The organism is Arthrobacter sp. UYCu723 (assembly GCF_054059215.1).
The window spans coordinates 1,400,242-1,419,785 of sequence record NZ_JBSSBW010000001.1; the positions used below are offsets into that span (position 1 = coordinate 1,400,242).

21 protein-coding genes are annotated in these 19,544 nt (G+C 66.0%); 11 read left to right on the forward strand and 10 right to left on the reverse strand.

Annotated features, from left to right (window positions below; all coding sequences use genetic code 11):
• The first annotated feature begins 11 nt into the window (after nt 1–11).
• From ACVWZ8_RS06480 to ACVWZ8_RS06490, 3 genes are all read left to right on the forward strand, one after another.
• On the forward strand, nt 12–377 hold the full coding sequence (locus ACVWZ8_RS06480) for a GNAT family N-acetyltransferase (protein WP_426975715.1): 366 nt from the start codon (nt 12–14) through the stop codon (nt 375–377).
• A 371-nt stretch (nt 378–748) separates the two neighbouring features.
• Complete coding sequence (locus ACVWZ8_RS06485; protein WP_426975714.1) at nt 749–1,228, forward strand: histidine phosphatase family protein; 480 nt, start codon at nt 749–751, stop codon at nt 1,226–1,228.
• A 101-nt stretch (nt 1,229–1,329) separates the two neighbouring features.
• Entirely contained in the window at nt 1,330–1,659 is a 330-nt protein-coding gene (locus ACVWZ8_RS06490) for a nucleoside triphosphate pyrophosphohydrolase family protein (RefSeq protein WP_426975713.1), read from the forward strand.
• Between the two features lie 411 nt (nt 1,660–2,070).
• Here ACVWZ8_RS06490 and ACVWZ8_RS06495 read toward each other — a convergent pair whose 3' ends face one another.
• The 7 genes from ACVWZ8_RS06495 to ACVWZ8_RS06525 form a co-directional block, all read right to left on the reverse strand.
• Nucleotides 2,071–4,293: an FtsX-like permease family protein gene (locus ACVWZ8_RS06495; protein ID WP_456504159.1), complete on the reverse strand. Its 2,223-nt coding sequence runs from the start codon at nt 4,291–4,293 to the stop codon at nt 2,071–2,073.
• A gap of 8 nt (nt 4,294–4,301) precedes the next feature.
• On the reverse strand, nt 4,302–5,015 hold the full coding sequence (locus ACVWZ8_RS06500; RefSeq protein ID WP_456504160.1) for an ABC transporter ATP-binding protein: 714 nt from the start codon (nt 5,013–5,015) through the stop codon (nt 4,302–4,304).
• On the reverse strand, nt 5,012–5,539 hold the full coding sequence (locus ACVWZ8_RS06505; protein WP_426975710.1) for a PadR family transcriptional regulator: 528 nt from the start codon (nt 5,537–5,539) through the stop codon (nt 5,012–5,014). The genes ACVWZ8_RS06500 and ACVWZ8_RS06505 overlap by 4 nt, the downstream gene beginning before the upstream one ends.
• Nucleotides 5,540–5,682: 143 nt before the next feature.
• Nucleotides 5,683–6,738 (reverse strand): CU044_5270 family protein, encoded by a 1,056-nt coding sequence (locus tag ACVWZ8_RS06510; RefSeq protein WP_456504161.1) that lies wholly within the window; start codon nt 6,736–6,738, stop codon nt 5,683–5,685.
• A complete protein-coding gene (locus ACVWZ8_RS06515) occupies nt 6,704–7,300 on the reverse strand; it encodes an RNA polymerase sigma factor (protein ID WP_426975708.1) in 597 nt (198 codons plus the stop codon). The genes ACVWZ8_RS06510 and ACVWZ8_RS06515 overlap by 35 nt, the downstream gene beginning before the upstream one ends.
• A 263-nt stretch (nt 7,301–7,563) precedes the next feature.
• Nucleotides 7,564–8,703: a CU044_5270 family protein gene (locus ACVWZ8_RS06520; protein ID WP_426975707.1), complete on the reverse strand. Its 1,140-nt coding sequence runs from the start codon at nt 8,701–8,703 to the stop codon at nt 7,564–7,566.
• A complete protein-coding gene (locus tag ACVWZ8_RS06525) occupies nt 8,700–9,191 on the reverse strand; it encodes an RNA polymerase sigma factor (protein WP_426975706.1) in 492 nt (163 codons plus the stop codon). The genes ACVWZ8_RS06520 and ACVWZ8_RS06525 overlap by 4 nt, the downstream gene beginning before the upstream one ends.
• A gap of 800 nt (nt 9,192–9,991) precedes the next feature.
• Here ACVWZ8_RS06525 and ACVWZ8_RS06530 point away from each other — a divergent pair.
• The gene (locus ACVWZ8_RS06530) at nt 9,992–10,360 is read left to right on the forward strand and encodes a GNAT family N-acetyltransferase (RefSeq protein WP_456504162.1); all 369 of its coding nucleotides are present in this window, start codon (nt 9,992–9,994) and stop codon (nt 10,358–10,360) included.
• 195 nt (nt 10,361–10,555) lie between these two features.
• On the opposite strand, the gene ACVWZ8_RS06535 is transcribed toward ACVWZ8_RS06530, so the two are convergent.
• A complete protein-coding gene (locus ACVWZ8_RS06535; RefSeq protein ID WP_456504163.1) occupies nt 10,556–10,939 on the reverse strand; it encodes a nucleotidyltransferase domain-containing protein in 384 nt (127 codons plus the stop codon).
• A 341-nt stretch (nt 10,940–11,280) separates the two neighbouring features.
• Here ACVWZ8_RS06535 and ACVWZ8_RS06540 point away from each other — a divergent pair, with 341 nt between their 5' ends.
• The 4 genes from ACVWZ8_RS06540 (at nt 11,281) to ACVWZ8_RS06555 (ending at nt 14,199) form a co-directional block, all read left to right on the forward strand.
• On the forward strand, nt 11,281–11,949 hold the full coding sequence (locus tag ACVWZ8_RS06540; RefSeq protein ID WP_456504164.1) for a hypothetical protein: 669 nt from the start codon (nt 11,281–11,283) through the stop codon (nt 11,947–11,949).
• Nucleotides 11,950–12,101: 152 nt separating this feature from the next.
• The gene (locus ACVWZ8_RS06545; RefSeq protein WP_456504165.1) at nt 12,102–12,818 is read left to right on the forward strand and encodes a glycosyltransferase family 2 protein; all 717 of its coding nucleotides are present in this window, start codon (nt 12,102–12,104) and stop codon (nt 12,816–12,818) included.
• 8 nt (nt 12,819–12,826) lie between these two features.
• Entirely contained in the window at nt 12,827–13,495 is a 669-nt protein-coding gene (locus ACVWZ8_RS06550) for a TIGR04282 family arsenosugar biosynthesis glycosyltransferase (protein WP_456504166.1), read from the forward strand.
• The gene (locus ACVWZ8_RS06555) at nt 13,492–14,199 is read left to right on the forward strand and encodes a class I SAM-dependent methyltransferase (RefSeq protein ID WP_456504167.1); all 708 of its coding nucleotides are present in this window, start codon (nt 13,492–13,494) and stop codon (nt 14,197–14,199) included. Before ACVWZ8_RS06550 ends, ACVWZ8_RS06555 begins: the two co-directional genes overlap by 4 nt.
• On the opposite strand, the gene ACVWZ8_RS06560 is transcribed toward ACVWZ8_RS06555, so the two are convergent.
• The gene (locus ACVWZ8_RS06560; RefSeq protein WP_456504168.1) at nt 14,154–14,657 is read right to left on the reverse strand and encodes a hypothetical protein; all 504 of its coding nucleotides are present in this window, start codon (nt 14,655–14,657) and stop codon (nt 14,154–14,156) included. The two genes, ACVWZ8_RS06555 and ACVWZ8_RS06560, sit on opposite strands and share 46 nt — an antisense overlap.
• Entirely contained in the window at nt 14,654–15,880 is a 1,227-nt protein-coding gene (locus ACVWZ8_RS06565) for a molybdopterin-dependent oxidoreductase (RefSeq protein ID WP_426975697.1), read from the reverse strand. The genes ACVWZ8_RS06560 and ACVWZ8_RS06565 overlap by 4 nt, the downstream gene beginning before the upstream one ends.
• A 111-nt stretch (nt 15,881–15,991) precedes the next feature.
• Here ACVWZ8_RS06565 and ACVWZ8_RS06570 point away from each other — a divergent pair, with 111 nt between their 5' ends.
• The 3 genes from ACVWZ8_RS06570 to ACVWZ8_RS06580 are packed head-to-tail and all read left to right on the forward strand — an operon-like array spanning nt 15,992 to nt 19,445.
• Nucleotides 15,992–17,458 (forward strand): glycosyltransferase 87 family protein, encoded by a 1,467-nt coding sequence (locus ACVWZ8_RS06570; RefSeq protein WP_456504169.1) that lies wholly within the window; start codon nt 15,992–15,994, stop codon nt 17,456–17,458.
• Nucleotides 17,459–17,508: 50 nt separating this feature from the next.
• The gene (locus tag ACVWZ8_RS06575; protein ID WP_456504170.1) at nt 17,509–18,390 is read left to right on the forward strand and encodes an MTAP family purine nucleoside phosphorylase; all 882 of its coding nucleotides are present in this window, start codon (nt 17,509–17,511) and stop codon (nt 18,388–18,390) included.
• Nucleotides 18,387–19,445, forward strand: coding sequence for an NAD-dependent epimerase/dehydratase family protein (locus tag ACVWZ8_RS06580; RefSeq protein WP_456504171.1), 1,059 nt, complete (start codon nt 18,387–18,389; stop codon nt 19,443–19,445). The genes ACVWZ8_RS06575 and ACVWZ8_RS06580 overlap by 4 nt, the downstream gene beginning before the upstream one ends.
• The last annotated feature ends 99 nt before the right edge of the window (nt 19,446–19,544 follow it).

The window sequence follows — 19,544 nt, forward strand, 5'->3', positions numbered from 1 at the left end:
GAGTTTGGTGAATGGATGCCCTGGATCAGCCCATAATTGATGCCCCACCGTACCTGCTCCGTCCGTTTGCAGCCAGTGATATTGCGCTTGTCCAGGAAGCGTCGAGGGATCCGCTGATCCCGTTAATCACGACGGTTCCCGCTAGCCGATCCAGACTGGCAGCCCTGTCCTTCATCGAAAGGCAGCACCAACGCCTGGCCAACAGATCCGGTTATTCCTTCGCAATAGCCGATGCAACATCTAACCGGGCGGTCGGGCAGATCGGGCTGTGGTTGAAAAACATAAACCAGGGGCGGGCGAGCATCGGGTATTGGATCGCGCCAAGCCACCGGGGCAAAGGCGCCGCGTCCACAGCACTGAACGCCCTCTCCAGTTAGGCCTTGCCAGGTCAGGCATTTACCGGTTGGAGCTATACGTGGAGCCGTGGAACGAGGGCTCGTGGCGCGCAGCCGAGCGCAGCGGCTATGCCCGCGAGGGGCTGCTGCGGAGCTGGCAAGAGATCGGCGGACGGCGCAAGGATCTGTACATGTACTCCCGGCTCCGTCCGGCCGACCCCCAATCCTGCACTGATACATATTCGGGGAAGGCAGCCCATGCATGAGATCTACGTCGTGACCCATCCGCACGCTGAGCACACGGAGCTTGACCTCGTCGGCGGCTGGTATGACTCGCAGTTGACCCCGCTCGGACGCCGCGACGCCGGCCTTGTTGCGGAGGAACTGGAGCGCCGCCGTCGCCCAGACGGCCGGTGCGCATCACCACGTCCGACCTCGCCCGCTGCACCGATACCGCTCAGATCATTGCCACCGTGCTCGGCGCCCCCGTCACACCGGATGCACGGCTGCGGGAGATCAGTTTCGGCGAAGCCGAGGGACGGCCGAACGGCTGGCTCGCCCACCGGCAGGTCCCGGCGCCCGACCACGATCGGCTTGATCACCGCGGCCCCATCCCCGGTGCGGAGACCCGCCGCGAGGTCGCGGCCAGGATCGGCGCGTGCGTGCGCGAGTTGATGGCCGACCGCGCCCACGACCACATCGTCGTCACACACGGCTATGCACAGACCTTCGTCATCACCACGTGGCTGCAGGTCCCCGTGGAAGCAGCAGGCTTCGTATCCTTCGCGACCAAACCCGGGGCGATCACTCACCTGCGGCAGGACAAATTCTGGCGCAACCGCACCGTGGTCGCTCTCACCGATGTCGATCATCTGGACCCAGACCAGGCCTAGTCCATGAGTCCATGAGTCCATGAGATTGTCGTCGCCGAGCTGCGAACATCTGGCCCGCGTGCCTTTGACCCCTCACGTCAAGGCGGCCTTAGGGTTGCCCCATGGATCTGAGCCAACTCGAGCAAGAATTAGAAGACGTATCTGAAAGGTATGCGCGAACAAATGGAATCGAGCGAGACTCGAACTGGTACACACTCAAGCTTCATGAAGAAGTCGGAGAGCTCACGCAGGCATACCTTATGAAGACCGGACAGGCACGATCCAAGGGGTTGAGCCAAGTCGAAATTGAGGACAATTTCAAAGCTGAAATAGCCGACGTTTTCGCTCATATCCTCCTCCTGGCAAGGCACCATGGCATCGACGTACTCGGCGCCGTGGACGACAAATGGCTTCGGTGGCATCCGTCCCGGGCGGAGCCGGCCAACTCGTAAGCGGGCATTTTTTCTCGGATCCGTGCGTCCCGCCCGTCCCTCGCCGGACCGGCGGGATGTCTATGATGCTGCGAGACAGTGAGCACCGTAGAAGCCCCGGACCAGAATTATTGTCGTCGGAGTTCCCGGGCGCATGCTGCAAGCAGCCGCGTATCAGAGGCTATACACGCATATCCAAAAAATCGGATATTGCAACGTGAGTTTTCCGGGCGCCGCGCATTGACCCAGAAAGTTTTGCCACGGTCCGCAGCCTGCTACGCCTCCGCCGAGCCCGCTGATCGCAAACGATTGGCGTGTCAGTCCCAAGGAAGTGCGACGGGCCAATGAGGCGGCAAGTGAGGCCCCGACCAGACTTCCTGGTCGGGGCCTCCTGGCACCGATGGGACAACCTTCGTGCGGGCCGTGGCGCTCCTATTCGAAGCGTGTAACCGTCATTGCTGTATTGCCCCGGATGAGGCTGAAGGTTGCGGCCACCGCGCCGAGGGCCAGGAGCAGGCTGAGGCCCAAAGCTGCGAAGTAGTCGGGCGCCGGCCAGGTCACCCGGTAGGCGTCGTTGATGCCGGTGACCATCAGCCAGGCCACGAGGAACCCGAGTCCGATCGAGAGCAGCAGCACGGTCAGGAGCGGGACGGCTGCCTCGCGGGTGATGATCCGGCGCAGGACGGAGACCGGCATTCCCATCAGCCGCATCAGGCCGAGGACGCGTTTCCGGTCCAGGACGGCGGAGGCGGTGGCGACGGCCAGGGACAGGCCGGCAATTGCGATTGCGACGAACATGCCGAGGTAGGCGAGCACCGCCAGGCCTTGAATCAGGCGGGTGGCGGACTGCAATTTGATGTCCAACGGGGAGGTGGCCGGGATGGCCGTGATGCCTGAACCGTTCAGCGCTGTCCGGGCGCGGTCCATGGCCTCGGGAGTCCCATCGGTGCCGAGCACAATCACGACCGGTACCAGTCCGTCCAGGGTTCCGGCGGGAGCCGGGGTCAGGGCAAGTGGCTGCGTTGTCCAGAAGTAGAGGAACGACGAATCAACGGCAACGGCCTCTGTTGCCGGAATGTCCTCGAATCCCAGGCCGGGAGCATCCGCGGCGCGAAGGTAGATTTCAGGGCCTGCATCCCTTCCGGAGAGGGCTGCCGGGCCGTAGCCGACGGTGGCGCTCCGGATTCCAGGCAGTTCCTTGGCCTTGCGCGCGGCTTCCGAGACCACGTCAGTGGTGTGTCCGGTGCCCACGGTCGCGTGGAGGCTGGTGGGCTGGAGCAGACCCGGGCGGGCCGGCGGCGTCTCTGCGGTCTCGATGATGCTGGATGCTCCGGCGAAGACGGAGACGACGAACACTGCGATGACGAGCCCCGATACGGAACGGAATGTCGCCACCGGGGTTCGTTGGATCCGGCTGGCGGCAATGACTGCCGCAGCGCTCCGCGCCTGGCGCAGCCCGATCCGGCTCACCAGCTGGGTCAGCCAGGGTCCGATGACCACGATGCCCACCAGGATCAGCACAAAACCGCCGATGAGCAGCGGTGATTCCAGCCACGGCAGGCGCACTTCCAGGATCCGGATGATGACGACAGCCGTGATCATGGCGGCCAGTCCGGCCAGCAAGGGCACGATCCGCCACATGGTGGGTGTCTTTTCGTGCACGGCACGCGTCACCCCCAGGGGGCCAATGCCTGCCCGGGCCGTGCGGTGCGCGGCCACCAGTGCCGAGGCCGCGACCACCACGGCGACGACGGCGGTGGCAGCCACCCACCCGGCGCCCAGATCAGCTTCGAACATCCTGCTTCCATTGACCGGTATCTGTGCGGCAGCCGGCCTCAGCACGGCGGCCAGCACGACGCCCAGCAGTGCACCGACCAGACTGGGGACAGCGGTTTCGACGGCGGCGATCCGCGAAATTACCTGTGGGGATGCGCCAATGAGGCGCAGGGTCGCGAAACGTTCCCGGCGCTGGACCGCGCCCAGGCCGGTGGCGATGCTGATCAGCAGCAGCACGGGGAAGAACACCGCAATGGCCCCGATGGACAGCACCGTGCTGTAGGCGGCCGCACTGCCACCATAAGGGTTGGTCGTGAAGTCTGACACCAGGAAAGCTCTCCCGCTCTGGCGGAGTTCGGTTTCCGTTGCTCCCGTGATGACGATCAGGGAATCCGGTCCGGGCAGGGCGGCATCGTCAATCGTGCCGGCAAACTGCCCGAAACGGTCTCCAAGCTCGTCCCGTGGCGTTGACTCGATCAGGCGCTGGAGGGCAGGGGAGGCATAGTATTGGCCGGGCGCCGGAAGATGATCGATCCCGGGAATTTTTACGGTGGCCGAGCTCAGTGCCGCGAAATCGCGGCGGTTGATCAGTTGGTCGCGGAAGACCTCCACCGGGTTTGTCCTCATGAGCACAGTGTCGGCTGTCAAAGGCGCTGGTGTTGCCGGTCCCGCGGCGGCGGGATCGCCGGCGGCCACCGGGGTACTGGCCGATAGGCTCCCGTCCACGCGCAGCCAGGCACCGCGGTCATCGCGGGCGCTCAGTCCGTTGGCGCCGCCCCAGAGCAACAACAGCAGGCATACTCCGACGGCGATCCCTCCAGCGATTCCGGCGAGTCGGCCGTAGGCGGACCGGCTGCCGACGACTGCCAGTTTGAGCAACCCGGGATTCACGCGGACACCCGGTAGCCGGCGCTGATTGCGCCGTCGCGCACGATGACTTCCCGGTCCGCATATGCGGCGGTGCGGGCATCGTGGGTGATCATCACTACGGTGGTGCCCGCTTCGCGGACAAGCTCGAGCATGAGCGTCAGCACGTTCTCTGAGGCGAGGGAATCCAGGGAGCCGGTGGGCTCATCGGCGAACAGCACGGCAGGGGAGGTCACCAGGGCACGGGCTACGGCGACTCGTTGGGCCTGGCCTCCGGACAGTTCACCGGGCAGCTTCGCGCCCAACCCGTCCAGGCCGAGGCGTTCCAGCAGGTCCGCCGACCGGCGCAGCGCCTCCGGGCGCCTGGTCCCGGCTAGGAGCAGCGGGATGCTGACGTTATCCACCGCTGTGAGCTCCGGCAGCAACTGGCCGAACTGGAAGACGAACCCGAAATCCGTCAGCCGCAGCCGGGCCCGTTTCGGCTCACCGAGGGCACTGATCTCCATCGGGGACCGGCCTGCTGGACTGTACGTCACCGAACCGCCGTCGGGGACAAGAACACCGGCCAGGCAGTGCAGCAGCGTGGACTTGCCGGATCCGGACGGGCCCACGACGGCGAGTACTTCGCCTGCGTGGACGTCGAGGTCGATGCCCCGCAAGGCCTCGGTCTGCCCGAAGGAGTGGTGCAGGCCGCGGGCACTGAGGATGGGTGCAGTGGTGTCATTGGTGTTCATGCGCTCTGGAGCTCCTTCTTGAGTCGGGTGAGGCGGGCGCTGGTGAGGTCGATCCAGCGCAGGTCGGCTTCGATGTGGAACAGGCCGTGGTCGCACATCAGGACCCGCAGCAGGTCCGCGTCCTGCTTCAGGCGGGTCAGTTCGCGCATGCGGGCCATGTGTTCGCTGCGCTGCACGTCGAGCAGCCGGTCGGCGTCATCGTCGATCAGCAAGGCGATCACGGTCTTGGCAAAGAGGTTGCTTTGAAGCGTCTCCGATGGAACATCCGGGGTGAACAACCACTCGCGCACCTTGTCCATGCCGGCAACGGTGATCTCGTACTTCTTGCGGTCCGGACCGCCGCCGGTCTCCTCACCCAGGGCGCGGATCAGCTCGTCACGGATCATCCGGGCCAGAGTGGAATACACCTGCCCGAAGGCCAGGGGCTTCCCGGCCCCGAAATAGCGATCATAGGAGTGCTTGAGGTCGTAGCCGTAGCTGGGCTGGCGGCTGAGAAGGCCCAGCAGGGTGAGGGAGTTGTTCACCCCTCCATCTATACACTGAGTGAATAGTGTGACGCCAGCTTCGCATCACTGGATCTGGCCGTGTCGTGCGGCGGAGGCGAGGCGAGCGGGCAATGACCGCCTGGAATTGAGCTTTCCAGGCGGCCATTCTTGTCCGATGGAGCTTAGGGGGCGGAGTTCACCACGGACGTCCGCACGGAGGTCCAGGACATGACTGTTCCTGCGGGGGAATCAGGGTAATCCTTCTGCAGGACGTCCCGTTCGCCGATCACCAGTCCCGAGGCGGGATCAATGATGATCTCCGTCCGGGATCCTCCATCCGGGGACGGGATGCCGATGGCGATGCCCGTCCTGCCGTCAACTGTTGCCTGCTTATCCACGACGGTGGCGCCGGTGATGAGCGCGGCGGCCTTGTATAGGGCGGCGCGCAGGTCGGCAGGGATGACGCCGGTGCGCAGGGCATCCGCGATCGCACCGAAGGCCTTTATTTCAGGGGACTTCCCGGAGCCTTTTGTCCGCTCGTAGATGACGTCCAGCAGGGCCCATGGATCCTTGGGCAGGCTGCCGGCTTCGTTGAGGGGCGTGCCGTTAAGGACTGTTTGCTCGTTCCCGTAGAAAGCGCCCCCCGGGGCACGCAGAATCCCGACCAGCAGGGGCCGCCCTTCCGTCGGCCGTGCTTTCCGTATCTCGGCTTCTACGGCCTTGGCGGCTTCACTGGAGAACTGCATAGGAACAGGGTCTTCACGGTTCCAGACCCATTCCCCCTTCCGGTCTGCCGGAACATAGACCTGGCCCCCGGTTTTTTCCCGCCAGGACACGCTTCCCCCCGTACCACCACTGCTTGCGCCGTAGAGGGCGGTCGTTTCGATTTTCAGGTACTGGCCCGGTCCCACCACCGGGTCGGAGGTCTTGATGGTTGCCGCCGCGGCGTTGTTCAGGACCTCGGCTGCTTCGGCAGTTGCTCCCGGACGGTCGGGCAGAACAACATCGGCCGCCACGATGACGCCCACGAGGAAAGCTGCCGCTGCCGAGGCCAGCGCAATGCGGCGCCGGATGCGGATCGGACTCACCTTGGCTGGAGCGTGCGTACTGGTCGTTGCCCCGGGACGGGAAGCGGAGTCGATCCTGGCCATGAGTTTGGTGCGGCCGCGGGCCAGGGTGGCCGGTGGGGCGGAGCCGATGTCGCTACGCATTTCGCGGAGCAGCTGCAAGTCGTCCATGGTCGTTCTCCGTTTCATCAAGTATTCCGAGGTTGAGCTGGGTCCGCAGTGTCCGGCGGGCGCGGTTCAGGCGGGACCGCACGGTGCCCACCGGAACGTCCATGGCCAGGGCGATGCCCTCATAGGTCAGGTCTGCCCAGGCGTAGAGCAGCAGCGTTTCGCGGTCGATGGCGGCCATGGACTTCAGCGTGCCGGCGATGCGCCCGGTGGCCACACCGGCGTCCACCTGGCCGGCGATCCGGTCCGAAGCATCAGCCACGGCTTCCCGTGAAGCCGCTTTCGCCGCGGTTTTCAGCACCTTGGCTTCGGCCCGGTGGTGCCGCCGGAGCAGATTGATGGCGATGCCGAACAGCCAGGGCCGGGCATCTTCCCGGTCAAGGTCGTAGGTTTCCAGCTGTTCCCAGGCGACCAGAAAGGTCTCCGACGTGACGTCGTCGGCGGCGAAGTCGCCGGCCCTTCTGGCGGCGTATCTGTAGATGACTGAGGCGTGTCTGTCGTACAACTCCCCGAAAATTGCTGGGCTGGCCCGGGACCGCCTGATGATGTCGTTGTCTGTGCTCACACTATGTATTGCCCGTTCCCCGCAAAAGAGTTCACGGAGGCTTCCGCGATATGCGCTAGGGGTCCCTGATCGGGAGAAAAATCAAGCATATCCGGGGTCGCAGGCACCCACGATTGAAGGTTCACTCACACCCTGGACTGCCGGTTGTGCCGGCTGGATCTGGCCGGAAGCGCCGGGCCGTCGATGAGACCGGAGGTCTGAACAGTGAGAAGACCTCCCGGGAGCTCGTGATGCCGGGAGGTCTTCCGATGGTTCAGTGGTTGCTAGGGCGCAGAATCGACCACTGAGGTTTGAACCGAGGTCCAGGATGTCGCCGTTCCGGCGGGGAAATCAGCGGTGGCTGTCAGCGCAACCTCCCGTTCTCCGATCAGCAGCCCGGTGGCCGGATCAATAATGATGTCCATCCGGGTTTCTATGCCCGGACGCTCGATCCCGATCGCTGTGCCTACCTTGCCGTCAAGGTTCGCTTGCCGGTCTACGACGGTGACTCCGGGAATGAGCGCGGCCGCTTTGTACAGTGCAGCGCGGAGGTCTGCCGGGACGACTCCGGTGCCCAGGGCTTCCGCGATGGCTTCTAGCGTTTCGGCTTCCGGCCTGCCTTGCTTTCCTCGCTGACGAATTGTGTCCAGGAGGGCCTGGGGGTCACGGGGCAGAGTCTTCACCCCCTCGAGCAGGGGCATGCCGGCGAACAGCATCCGCTGTTCTCCGTAGAAGTTCCCACCCGGTGCCCTCAGCAGTTCTCCCATCCTGATGGGGTCACCGGCCTGGGACTGCTGGTATTTGGCCGCCTCCGCCTTGGCATCCTCGCTGAAGAACGTCGTTGGGATGCGGGCTTCGCGGTTCCAGATCCATTCGGCTGTCTGGTCGGCGGGAACGTAGAGATGGTCGGAGGACTTGTCCAGCCACTCCACCGTACGGCGGTCTCCTCCAGGGTCCCCCAATAGGACGCCCATGGCGTAGACGGCTGTGGTATCTATCTTCAGGTATTGGCCAGGTCCGACGAGCGGGTCGGACGTGGTGATGGTTGCGGCTGCGGCGGCGTTCAACACTTCGGCTGCCTCGGCGGTTGCGCCGCCGTGGCTGCCGGGCACAATGACGTCGGCGGCCACGATCGCCCCGACGAGCATGGCGGCGGCTGCCGAGGCGAGCACAACCCGGCGCACGAACCGACGCGGGCGGCGCGAGGACAGCGAAGTAACGGCAGGCCGGGCTTCGACGGGCGTGTACGGCCCATCCAGGTGGCCCGCGCGAAGCTGGTCATGGGGCACCGAGCCGGCGTCGGGAGTCAGGAAGGACAGCGATCTGGCCCGGCTCCTGGCCAGTTCAGATTCGGTGACTGAGTTTCCCGGATCGACAGATGCAAGATGGCTTTCGAGGTCACCGGACATAGTGGTTTTGTTCATCTTGCTGCTCCCTCTGGCTGCGTCTGGGTCTGAAGTAGGTGGCTGAGTGCCTTGCGGGCCCGGTGCAGGCGCATCCTGACCGCGGTGGCGCTGGTGTTAAGCAGGTCGGAGACCTCGGTGGAGCTGAAGCCGTCCCAGTATGTCAAAAGCAGTACTTCGCGATCGTCGGGGCCAAGTTGACTCAGTGCCTCATGGATGGGGGATTCATCATTGTGGCGCTCGTGGTTCCGTTCGAACTGAAGAGCTCCGAGGAGGCCGGCGGACCGGACAGATGACCGGTCATGGTTGCGGAGCACGTTTTTCGCTATCCCGAAGAGGACCATGACTGAAAGGCTGTCGTCCGGCCCTGTCTTCTCCCAGGTGATCCTGAAGACCTCGGCACAAAGGTCTTCAGCGGTAGCGGCGTTTTCTGTTCGACGGCGGAAATAGCGATAGATGCGGTCGTGGCCGGCAGCATGCGCGGCCAAGAAGCGCTTCTCCTTCTCCAAGTCCCCTCGTTCCTTACGGACTGTTTGTAGGCTCATGCCCTGTTAATGTCCGGCAGCCCCCAAAGTGTAACCACGCGACCCAAAAAACTTTGGCAGATGGGGCGCGCTCAATCCGGGGGAGATTCAAAAGGACGTTGACCAGCTGACGTGACGGCACCTGGACCTGCACTTTGGTGTTCCAATTCCGAGAAAGTGAATCGCTGGCTGCAGCTTCTCTACCAGAAGGTTGGACGCTGAAACCGCCAACTCATCCTGCGAAGGAGCCGCCATTCCCCGCTGGCGGTCACCGCTTGTCACAAACTGATCGTTTCTAACAGGTCAACGAGCTTGAAAGCGAGCTTAAGCGGAGGTCCGAGCCCGCCCGTGTGGCAGGATCGGCTAATGCTTACCACTGCAGAGCTCCTCGCCGCTCACGACCAACAGGTTCGTGGGGGGATCGCGACACGGCTGCCGGGTAGCTGGGATTTTGATTGGGACGGACCATTGCTTCGGGTCACGACACCCGTGCGCGGGCTTGCCTTCGCCCAGGACCTTGATGCGCTCAGTGTCGATGAGTTGGATGCACTCATCCGCCGGTTGGGCACCTATTTGCAGAGCGCGGCGAGGCCGTCGAGTGGAAGACGTACGGCAATGACCGTGCGGACCTGACCCAGCGACTGGAACTGTTCGGTTTTGAGCCCGAGGACGAAGAGACGGTTCTGATCTGCACTGCCCAAGAAGTGGCAGGGCTGCCCCCGCTCCCCACCGGCCTGTCACTTCGCGCGACGACCGACGGGGAGGACCTTGTCCGAGTCGCCCGGATGGAATCCGAAGTCTGGGGCCAGGACCGGTCCTGGCTGTCCGATGACCTGGCTGACCGCCTGGCTTCGACCCCTGGCGACATCGTCATCATGGTCGCGGAGGCCGGGCGTGAGATTGTTTCGGCCGGCTGGCTGGTCACGGTTCCCGGAACCGATTTTGGCGGCCTATGGGGCGGATCGACGCTGCCTCAGTGGCGTCGCCAAAGCATCTACCGTGCCCTCGTTGCGCGCCGCGCCGAAATCGCGGTCCAGCGCGGCACCAAGTTATTTCTGGTCGATGCTTCTGACGCCAGCAGGCCCATCCTCCGGCGTCTCGGCTTCCAAGAAGTCACCACCACCACTCCCTGGGTCTGGACACCGCACGCCTGAGTCGCCGGGTCCCGCACAGCATTGGGGCCGCGGGCGCAGCATTCTCCTGTGGCTGTTCCTGGCGGTGTTCGCCGCGTTGAGTACTATTTTCCCGTCCCTGGATACGACGGCGGTTCAGCGTGTCGATGGTCTCCGCTGCTTCCAGGAACACGCGGGCTTCCTCGAGCCGCGCGTTAGCGTTCGTGCGGGCCGTCGTCAGGCAACCGCCAACGCGTGCAGCCGGCGCGAGAGCCAACGGCTGTCCCCGAAGATGTGGACGCCATCGCGGTCGATCGAGTCGAAGACCGGCGCGCGGTGGACTTCGGATACCTCGTAGACCACCGGACGGACGTCGTTGCCGGTGAGGCGGTACGCGTCGACGGCCAGGTCACCGATCCCTTCGTACAGCTGGTCGCTAGCCCCGTCCGGGACGACGAACAGCAGGTCAATGTCCGAATCGTTGCGCATCTCGCGGCGGGCCGCGGAACCGAACAGAGTCACCTGCAATGGCTGCTCTGTCCACCGGGAGGTCTCGGCGGCCAGGAACTGGGTGAATCGCTCCATCGCCCTCGATGCCTCGACGACCAGACCAGCAAGCATGTGCTGGTTGTTCAGTGAGTACTCGACTCGGTTGCCATGGCGGCCGGCGTCGACTCTTCGGCTGGGGCCGCCCTCGTCCAAAAACTTTGGCTTAGGGCCGAGCAGGGTTTATCAACTCGGCCTCGCCTCACCTTGACGACCAAAGATGTGGCCGGCGGGTCGACATCGCGGCGCCTGGCCGGGTGGGTGTAACGGAATGGTGACGGTTGCGGCGGGACCCATCCGGAGCGGGGTCCGCCGCCGAAGTACTCCTGACAGACCACTCCGGACCCGCCGGAAAACCCGGGCCAACACGACGGCTTCGGGAACGGGACACCCCCACCACACAAAAGGAGCACACCATGCATACCCCACTCAAGACATTCCTCGGCGTCGCCGCCGCCGGTTCCCTCATGTTCTCCCTGGCCGCCTGCAGCCCGGCCAACAACGCCCCCGCCCCGGCCGCCTCTTCGGCGTCGGCCGAAATGCCGAAGCCGCTGGCGTCCATCCCGGCCCTGACCGGGGTCAGCACCGCCGTGAAGCTGGACGCCTCCTTCGCCGCCGCCCTCGAGGCCCTGAAGCTGACCCCCGGCGTCGTCGGCACCGCCGCGCTCACCGACGGGTCGCTGGTCTTCCCCATCACCGCCGGCAAGGTTGACTACTACGACCCCGCCAAGGCCTACCGCCCCTACGTCCAGGGCCTGATCAGCCACGCCGGCTCCGGCTTCTCCCTCACCGCCGGCGACACCAAGGTGGACCTGACCAACTTCACCATCGACCCGGGCACCTCCAAGCTCTACGGCGACGTCGCCGTCAACGGCGAAACCGCCGCGAAGCAGGCCTACATCTTCAACCTCGACGGCTCCACCCTGAAGCCGCTGGCGAAGTCCGGAGACACCGCCGTCCTGGAAGGCACCCGCGTGCTGATCTCCGAGACCGCCGCCGGCCTGCTGAACAAAACCTTCAAGACCGACGCCGTGAAGGCCGACATGCTCGTCGGCATCGCCAAAATCACCGTCAACACCAAATAACCCACACGGGAAAACTTGCCGGATGCATGGTCTGCACCGGCGGGAAGGCCGCGGCCCCTCACTGAAGGTCCGCGGCACTTTCCGTGCGCATACCGTAAGGATTCCCGGGCCAAGCAACGCTGCCGGATCCGTAGCCTTGAAGGATGGTTGAAATGACCGACGCAAGGGTTGATGTCGTTCTGCCGTGCTTGAACGAACGAGGTGCCTTGCCGTGGGTTTTGTCCCGCCTGCCGCGCGGGTACCGGGCCATCGTCGTCGACAACGGCTCCACGGACGGTTCCGCCGCGCTGGCGGCCAGCCTGGGCGCCGTCGTGGTGACGGAGGTCCGCCGGGGCTTCGGGGCCGCCGCCCATGCCGGCCTGCTCGCCTCAACGGCAGAGTTCGTCGCTTTTTGCGACTGCGACGGCTCACTCGATCCGGCGCAGCTGCCGACGCTTCTCGCGCCCGTCATGGACGGAAGCGCGGACCTGGTGCTGGGCAGCCGGCAGCCCCAGCGCGGGTCATGGCCCCTCCATGCCCGCATCGCCAACGTTGTCCTGGCGTGGCGGCTCCGGCGCCTGACCGGGGAACGGGTCACGGATCTCGGCCCGATGCGGGCCGCACGCCGGGAGGGTCTGTTGTCTCTGGGACTGGAGGACCGCCGCAGCGGCTACCCCTTGGAGATGTTCCTCAAGGCAAGCCTGCGGCACTGGCGGATCCGGGAGGTCCCCGTGCCCTATGCCCCGCGCACCGGGAAGTCGAAGGTGACCGGCACCGTCCGCGGAACATTGACCGCGGTCAAGGATATGTCCGCCCAGCTCAAGGCTGCCGCCACCGCTTCGGCTTCCGGACCCATCCGGACCGCCGCCCGCGACGAAGAAACCATATGAGGGACAGCATGGATCTGACAGTTGCGGTCATCGCCAAGGAGTGCGTGCCGGGTAAGGTCAAGACCCGACTCAGCCCTCCGCTGACACCCGAAGCCGCGGCCGCGCTGGCGCAGCTGAGTCTCAGCCGCACATTGAACACGCTTCGGCTTCTCCGGGCACACCACAGGGTTCTGGTCATGGACGGAACCCCGAACGCGCTTGACGCGGCGCAATTCACGGTGCTGCCGCAGGCAGCCGGCGGCCTCGACGAGCGTCTGGCCGCCATCTGCGATGCAGCCACGGGGCCGCTGCTCATTGTCGGCATGGACACCCCGCAGCTCTCAACGGAGCACGTCGCTCCACTGCTGCGCGACTGGTCCTCGGACGCACCCCGGCACGAAGCCTGGCTGGGGCCGGCAACGGACGGCGGCTTTTGGGCCCTTGCGCTGCTCCGGCCCGACGGAGCGCTGCTCCGGGGAGTGCCGATGTCCACTGACACCACCGGAGCCGAGCAGCTCGCCCGGCTTGCCGCGGCCGGACTCTCCGTCGGAATGCTCCCCGAGCTTCGGGACATGGACCACTTCAGCGACGCCCTGCAGATCGCTGCTGAAATTCCGGGCACAGACTTCGCCTTCGCAGTGGATGAGGCCTCGGATCTGGCACAGGGCGAACCCCTACGCGCCGGAGTCCTGCGGTGACCGCCGCCGGGGTTGCACCCGTGGCGCTCTTTGGCCAGGGCCGGCGCGAGCCGTACGCCCGCGCCCTGCAGAATGGTGCCGGAACGCTGACGCTGCGCCCGGAGAGCCAGTACCATCACGCGGAACCTGTGGAATTCGATGTCAGCAGCTGGTGCGAGGATGCCAGCCTGATGGAAAGGTCACTCCTGCACAGTCTTCAAGGGCCGATCCTCGACGTCGGCTGCGGACCCGGCAGGCTGCTGGCGGCGGCCCGGTCACTTGGGCTGCAGGCGGTGGGCATAGACACGAGCGCCGAAGCGGTCCGCTGGGCACGCGGCCGCGGTGACCGCGCCCTGGAGCAGTCGGTATTCGCCGCGGTACCCCAATCCGGGCACTGGCAGACTGTTCTCCTGCTCGATGGCAACATCGGCATCGGGGGAAGTATCACCTCCCTGCTTCGCCGCTGCCGGCAGCTCATTGCACCCTCCGGGACGCTCCTGGTGGAAGTGGAGGCCGACGAGGACCTGGATACCGCCTACCCGGCGGTGCTGGAAGACGAACTGGGCAACCGGAGCGAGCCTTTCAGCTGGGCGCGGACCGGCGGGGCAGGTCTGGAATCCCGGGCGCAGTCCGCTGGATGGACGGTCTCCGCCATCCAGCACCGTCAAGGCCGCGTGTTCTACCGTCTCTCGCCGCGGCCGGAGCCGCCACGTTCAGACCTATAGGCACGTTCAAGCCCGTAGATGAGGGTTGCGGCCAGGGTAACCAGGATCGCCCAGAACCAGAGCAGATTGGCGGCGTAGTCGCCCTCCAGTGCGCTGGTGTTGCGGGCCACGGACTGCGCCTTGAGCAGCACCCCCGCGATCAGCGTTACCACGGCGCCCGTCATAAGCGCGCCGCGGAGAACCGCCGCCGACGCCGGACGCAGCCGGGACCCCACCCGGGTGAGACCCGCGCCGGCCAGGGTGGAGACCGGCACCATGACGCCGTCGTGGAGCAGGACAGCCACCGCCAGCCAGATCAGCAGCCCGATCAGTTGCGGAGGCCCGAGCTTGGTCGGCAACCCCAAAAGCCCGTACCCGATCAACCCTGCGCCCGCCACTCCGAGGACGTACCGCGTGATCTTCACGGAATTTCCCGCCCGGGCCGGGGTTGAAACCTTCGCGCTCTTCACGGTTTTCACAGGACCTCCACAGTCTGCAGCCATTTGGTTTGCAGGACGCCGGGGCGTCCGGGGGCGATGATGCGGGCCGGATACCCGTGGTCCAGATCGAGAGTCTGCCCGTTGACTTCCAGGGCCACCAAGGTCAGCTCATCCTGCACGTAGATGGCGGGCATGGACATGATCCGGTAGGCGCCCTCAGGTTCCAGGCTAGTGACACGGAGCGAGGACGACGGCGGGGCGCCGACAGCGCCGATCAGATCCCGGATCCGCACGCCCCTCCACCGGGCCGTCTGGCTCCAGCCTTCGACACAAGCGATGGGCAGCTCGTGCTCGTACTGCGGCAGGGCTTTGAGCTCCGCCCAGGTGAAGGAACGGCTGATCCCCTGGTGGCTGACGGTCAGCTTCCAGTCCTTAGCGCCGGCCAGGGCCGCGACCTTCGCATCGGCGGCAGTGCGGTTCACCGGAACGGACTGAGGGCCCGTTCCCATGTTCCGGGGCGCGAAAAAGTTGAGCGGGTCCAGCCACGAGAACGACTGCCCGGCCGTCGTGAGCACCACCACCCCCGTGGTGGTCCCGACGGCGGCCAGGAAAGCACGCCGCGACCAGCGGCCCGGCGCCGCCACGCCGTCGTCGGTCAGCGCCACGCCGTCGTCGGTCAGCGGCGCGTCATCGTTCGTCTCACGCACGGGGACCAACGCGCCGGAAGCCCCCGCGGACCCGCGGCCCGGACGGGCGCGCCAGTGCTCCATGATCGCCGGAAGCTTGACGGCAATGTGCAGCAGCAGCGACCCCCAGATGACCCAGGCCAGCCAGAAGTGCGTTTCACGGAACGGGAAGGGCCAGGGGTACCACTTGTAGGTGTTGATCAGGCCGATGGTCAGCTGCACCAGCGAAGAGGAGATGAACAAGGCGATGGAAGCCCGCTCCAGGCCGTGCGCCACGGACTTGATCGGAGGCCACTTCAGCAATTCGGGGTAGACGGACCACAGCTTTGCCAGAAGCAGCGGAATGGCAGCGATACCGGCGGTCACATGGAGCCCCTGGGTCAGCTGGTAGATCCAGACAGGCCGGGTGGGGAAGAACATCCACGACGGCGGTTCCTGCAACCCGTGGCTCAAAAGACCCGTCAGGAAACAGATGGTGAAGCTCAGGCCGAGCCACCGCCCCAGAACAACCGTCAGCCGCGTACTGCGCGTCGGCGACGCAAATCTGGCGGCCAAGGCGTTGGTGAGCTTCTCCATACGTAGATCACACCACCATTCCGGCCGCCGAACTGCCGCCAGACCTTACGATTCGCTGAAACCTTCGGCAGAGCGCAAAGGCAGCGCCCGAAATGAGGCAGGATCGGTAGGGTGGCTGCCAGTACATCAGAATCAATCCGCACAAACGGGATCAGGCTCTTTGTGGTCCTTCCCTTCGTGTTCCTTGCGGGTGCGGCCTTGTTGAGGTGGATGGTGCTCCCCGGCAACCCGTTCCAGCCGGCGCCCGTCGTCGGCACCTGCCTATCCTGGCTGGTCCTCATCGCTGCCGTCCTGCTCCTGCGGCACGTGCCGCGGCGCCGGGTGGGAGCCGTCATCGTCGCGGGCACTGTCCTGCTGGGCGTGGTTGCCGTGAGCGCCCCGCCCCGGACCAGCAACGATTCAGCCCGGTATGCGTGGGACGGCATCATTCAAAAAGCAGGCATCTCGCCCTATTCCTATGTGCCCATCGACGAGACCCTCAGCGGCCTCCGGCCCGGCTGGCTGTTCGCGCCGGGCGCCTCCGGCCCCGCTGGCAAACCTGTCTGTCCCCAGGACCTGTTCGGGACGGAATCCGTTGCCGCATCCGGTTTTCCCTCCGGGGATCCGTTGTGCACGGCGATCAACCGGCCGCATGTGCCCACCATCTATCCGCCCGCGGCCGAGCTCTACTTCCTCGGCGTGCGTGCCACCGTGCCGGACACCGTCGGCTACATCCCCTTCCAGCTCGGCGGGCTGCTCATCAGTGTGGCCGTCACCCTGATGCTGCTCCGTGTGCTGGCCAGACGCGGGCTGCCCCGCGAGCTGGCCGCTGTGTGGGGGTGGAGCCCGTTCGTGCTTCTTGAGGCGGTGAACAACGCCCATGTCGACGTGCTCAGCGGAGCGCTGATTCTGGCCGCCGGCATGCTGCTGGCCGGCGAGAGGCCGCTCCGTTCGGGAGCGGCGTTCGGGGCGGCGGTGGCGACCAAACTCATCCCGGTCATCGCCGCGCCCGCACTGCTTTTCCGGCGCCCGGTCAGGTTCATCGCCGCGGCGGCGGGCACGTTCGTGCTCCTCTACGTGCCGTACCTGGCGGTCGCCGGGGCCGGGGTTCTCGGGTTCCTGCCCGGATACCTCAGGGAAGAGGGGTACAGCCAGAGCGGCGGCATCCGGTTCGGCCTCGCGCAGATCGTTTCCACCGGCACGTGGCCGCCGCTTCTCAGCGCGGCCGCCCTAGCCGTCGTGGCGCTGGGAGTAATGCGGCGGACACGCGCCGACAACGTCTGGGACCAGCAGACCGTCATGATCGGGCTGACCCTGCTGATTGTCAGCCCCAACTATCCCTGGTACGCGCTGATGTTGTTGCCGTTCATCGTGCTCAGCCGGAGGTGGGAGTACACCGCGGTGATCCTTGCCCTGGACGTCATTTACATGGTGCCCAAGGTCGAGCCTTACAGCGAGCCGATCAACCAGGGCGTTCTCCTCGCCGCGGGCGCCGCACTTGGCGCCGGAGCCTGGCTGCGGCGCCGAGCTGGGCTGCGCCTGGCCGCCGCGTCGGCGCTCCGGACCGAGGCCTTGAGCCGCAGCCCGGATCAGCGGTGACCGGACCGGCCCCGTCATCGGAGCTCCCGCACGGCTGGCAGGATGGCCCTATGGAACAATCAGCAAGCCGCACGGCACAGGCGCGCGTCGGAATCATCGGAGGCTCCGGGACATACCGGCTCCCCGGCGCAAGAATCCGGGCGACCGTCGACGTCGGCACTCCCTACGGACCGCCGTCGGGCCCCGTGACGCTGGCCGACGTCGCCGGACGGACGGTGGCATTCCTACCCCGCCACGGCGGGGAACATTCGCTGCCGCCCCAGAAGATCAACTACCGGGCGAACCTCTGGGCGCTCAAGAGCCTGGGCGTCGAGGCGGTGATTTCCTCCTCGGCGGTGGGCGGACTGCACGAAGGCTTCGGGCCGGAGACGTTTGTTGTCACGGACCAACTGATCGACCGGACCTGGGGACGCACCGATACCTTCTTCGACGGCACCGTGGCCGACGGCGTCACCCCGGCCGGCGTCCAGCACCTGCCGGCCTCGGAGCCGTTTTGCCCGGCACTGCGTTCACTTCTCGGTGCCGCGCTGGCGGCGCAGGATGTCCGCTACGTTCCGCAGGGAACCGTGGTGGTTGTCAACGGGCCACGCTTTTCCACAAAGGCCGAGTCGGCCTGGTACGTCACCGGCGGCGCTGACATCATCAGCATGACCCAGTACCCGGAACCCGTCCTGGCCGCCGAGCTGAACATGGGCTTTGCCAACCTGGCGTTCATCACCGATTCCGATACCGGGCATGACGGTTCGGATCCGGTGACCGCCGAAGCCGTTTTTGCGCGCCTGAAGAATGCCCAGCGCAGCGTCCTGGCCGTGCTCGAAGCGACGATCGCCGCGATTGGCGATGACTATGCCCCCCGCACCCTGATGGATCAGACAGCCGTGGACCGGATCATGGCTCTTCCGGTTGCGGGCGAGGGAGTGTCCGCCCGGTGAGGCTCCTCGTCACCGGCGGTGCCGGGTTCATCGGTTCCCATATCGTCGACGCCGCGCTCGCCAAAGGATGGTCAGTCCGGGTGCTGGATTCGCTGGACCCTGCCCTCCACGCCGGCCCGCCGGAGTTTGATCCGAGGGTGGAGTTGCTGACCGGAGATGTCACAGACCCGGACGCGGTGGACCGCGCGCTGGAGGGAATGGACACTGTCTGCCACCAAAGCGCGAAGGTGGGGCTCGGCGTCAGCTTCGCGGACGCGCCCGACTACATCCGAAATAACGACTTCGCGACCGCTGTCCTGCTGGCTGCCATGGAACGCCGTGCCATCCCGCGGCTGGTCCTGGCTTCCTCGATGGTGGTATACGGCGAAGGTGCCTACACGGACTCCGAGACCGGGCTGCCTTGCAGGCCGGGTCCCCGTGACGAGGCTGACCTGCGCGCAGGGATCTTCGATCCCCGCAACCCGGAAACGGGCGCAGTCCTGATCCCGGCGATGGTCACCGAGGACGCCCCGCTGGATCCTCGGAACGTGTACGCCGCATCAAAACTCAGCCAGGAGCATCTTGCCGCTTCGTGGGCCAGGAGTACCGGCGGCTCAGCGGTCGCGCTGCGCTACCACAATGTCTACGGCCCCAGGATGCCCAGGGATACTCCCTACGCCGGCGTCGCTTCGCTGTTCCGTTCGGCTCTGGCCCGCGGCGAAGCGCCACGCGTGTTCGAAGACGGCGCGCAGCGGCGCAGCTTCATCCATGTCCGGGATGTCGCCGCGGCAAATACCGCCGCAGCGGAGGCGCTGTCCGGCGGCGGCCCGGGCTTCCGCGCCTATAACGTCGGGGCCGACGAAGTGCACACCATCGGCGACGTAGCCCGGGTGCTGAGTGAGTTCGGTTCCGGTCCGATGCCGGTTGTGACCGGCGAGTACCGCCTCGGAGACGTGCGGCACATCACCGCCTCCTCCGAGCGGATCAAAGCCGAACTGGGCTGGTCCCCGGCCGTCGGCTTTGCCGAAGGCATGCGCGAATTTGCCACCGCTCCCCAGCGAGGCGCGAGCCGCTGACCGGGACAGGCAGGGCCGAAGACCCGCCGCCGGGGATCCCGGACGCCGGCTGCGATGGGGCCCCCGCAACGACCGTCCCGCGGCGCTCCGCGACGCCGG

Excerpts from the sequence above, each read along its gene's own strand:
- ACVWZ8_RS06490 (WP_426975713.1), top strand. The coding sequence starts at position 1,330 with ATGGATCTGAGCCAACTCGAGCAAGAATTAGAAGACGTATCTGAAAGG.
- ACVWZ8_RS06530 (WP_456504162.1), top strand. The coding sequence starts at position 9,992 with ATGGAATCCGAAGTCTGGGGCCAGGACCGGTCCTGGCTGTCCGATGAC.
- ACVWZ8_RS06480 (WP_426975715.1), top strand. The coding sequence starts at position 12 with ATGGATGCCCTGGATCAGCCCATAATTGATGCCCCACCGTACCTGCTC.
- ACVWZ8_RS06500 (WP_456504160.1), bottom strand. The coding sequence starts at position 5,015 with ATGAACACCAATGACACCACTGCACCCATCCTCAGTGCCCGCGGCCTG.
- ACVWZ8_RS06510 (WP_456504161.1), bottom strand. The coding sequence starts at position 6,738 with ATGGACGACTTGCAGCTGCTCCGCGAAATGCGTAGCGACATCGGCTCC.
- ACVWZ8_RS06545 (WP_456504165.1), top strand. The coding sequence starts at position 12,102 with ATGACCGACGCAAGGGTTGATGTCGTTCTGCCGTGCTTGAACGAACGA.
- ACVWZ8_RS06565 (WP_426975697.1), bottom strand. The coding sequence starts at position 15,880 with ATGGAGAAGCTCACCAACGCCTTGGCCGCCAGATTTGCGTCGCCGACG.
- ACVWZ8_RS06540 (WP_456504164.1), top strand. The coding sequence starts at position 11,281 with ATGCATACCCCACTCAAGACATTCCTCGGCGTCGCCGCCGCCGGTTCC.
- ACVWZ8_RS06575 (WP_456504170.1), top strand. The coding sequence starts at position 17,509 with ATGGAACAATCAGCAAGCCGCACGGCACAGGCGCGCGTCGGAATCATC.
- ACVWZ8_RS06550 (WP_456504166.1), top strand. The coding sequence starts at position 12,827 with ATGGATCTGACAGTTGCGGTCATCGCCAAGGAGTGCGTGCCGGGTAAG.
- ACVWZ8_RS06535 (WP_456504163.1), bottom strand. The coding sequence starts at position 10,939 with ATGCTTGCTGGTCTGGTCGTCGAGGCATCGAGGGCGATGGAGCGATTC.
- ACVWZ8_RS06520 (WP_426975707.1), bottom strand. The coding sequence starts at position 8,703 with ATGAACAAAACCACTATGTCCGGTGACCTCGAAAGCCATCTTGCATCT.